Annotated in this window: 1 protein-coding gene; it reads right to left on the reverse strand. The window is 55.0% G+C overall.

Translation table 11 applies throughout. The annotated features are described in order from the left end of the window. Positions 1-114 precede the first annotated feature (114 nt). Entirely contained in the window at positions 115-1,413 is a 1,299-nt protein-coding gene (locus tag QME66_13850) for an IS1380 family transposase (GenBank protein MDI6810024.1), read from the reverse strand. Between the last annotated feature and the right edge of the window lie 131 nt (positions 1,414-1,544).

The following is a 1,544-nucleotide window of genomic DNA, read 5'->3' on the forward strand; positions in this document are numbered from 1 at the left end:
GGTTTGTATCGCGCTTCGACTTCTCTTTTTGTGCGACTCTTGTCGGCATTGAGGCGCACTGCTCCTTCCCGGATTCTTCTCTCCCCATCTTTTTCTCTCAACAGGCGCTACCCATCACGCGCGCATAAGCTCATAGGTGCGACGTCGTATCTCAAGATAAACGGCGTACTTTTCGATGCTCGCCGCAATCTTCAGGACGATCCTCCTGCCCCCTCGTACAAGCTTGCCTGCCACCTCCACCAGCATCCACCGGATGCTCTTGATCGTTTTCGTTCGCCACGCTTCGGGCATCGTGAGTATCTTCTGGGCAAGGAATAAATTGTAGGTCATGACTCCGATGCCGAAATACACGGCATTGGCCCCGAAGTCTCCGCTGGGCATCTGCCCCATTCCAAACCCGTTCTTCAGCTCCTTGATATGGTTCTCAATGTGGGCGCGGGCATTGTACGACCATACCACTTCTTCCGCAGGACGCTCATCGGTCATGCTCGCTGCAATGGCGTGATAGCACCACGTGTCCGTGAACAGGTCTCCCTGGCGCTCCTTCCATCTGAGTACAATAAGCCGGAACACCACTTTCCCCTGTTGCATGGCATGGACTACCTCGGCAATCTCCCGGTCTGTTGCATCTCCCTCTCGATTCTTATAGGGCCGCCAGGAATACGCGGGAATCGCTCCTATCAAGGCCTTTACCGCCTCATCCTTATCCGCTCCCACTGCCCACCGCTTGCAATTGGCTTCCAGATAGGCAAGTATGTCCGTCTCGTAATACTCGGCGTCCAGAAGGGTTTCCTCGATCTGTTTGCCTGCCGGCAGCTTTCCAAACGCCTTCTTGACCGTTGCCAGCTTGCCGCCATTGTCATTGCCCTCCTTAAACTCATAGCTTATGGCAAGGCCGTTTTCTTTCAAGGTCGCCACCACCGGACGATACCCCTTGAATCCCAGATAGGTCATGTGGGCGTCTCGCTTCTCCGCCTCGATGATCGTCGGATCGATGATCAGCGTGTAACCGGTCCGTGAGTCTTTCTTGAGGATCGCTCGTATCAGTTCGTCGTTGACCTGCTCCATGGTATCAATCCCGTCCCGACCGCCCATCCGCCGAAGCCAGTCTCCGATGGCCGCTGATGTGGGGATTGTCTTAAGGCAAATCGCTTCCCGGAGCGTCTGGTCGTCCCGAATCTCCCCGATATCGTCAATGGCAGCACCACCGCCGTACTGCATCAGGGTAAGCGGCATGACATACGCGCCGGCGCTAAACCCTCTCCCGGAACCGGGACGGGGAAAATGCCGGTCAATGAGCGTTTCCACCTTCATCGCCTGGATGAATTCCGCGTAGAGCGCAAGCCCGCTTCGAGCAGTGATCCGCTCCTCGGTCCTTTTTAGCTTGAACGGCAGCACGGTTTGGCGTATCATTGTTTTGCCCCTCCTTGCAGTTTTGGTTTCACTTGTATAGTGAGGATTATACCTCACCGAAACCATTCTGTAATGAGGGGTTTTCCTTTTTTTGTGGCCTCAATGATTATTTTTAGGGGAGCCCCTCCGGC

Source organism: Candidatus Eisenbacteria bacterium, from assembly GCA_030017955.1.
Taxonomy (GTDB): Bacteria; Eisenbacteria; RBG-16-71-46; order JASEGR01; family JASEGR01; genus JASEGR01.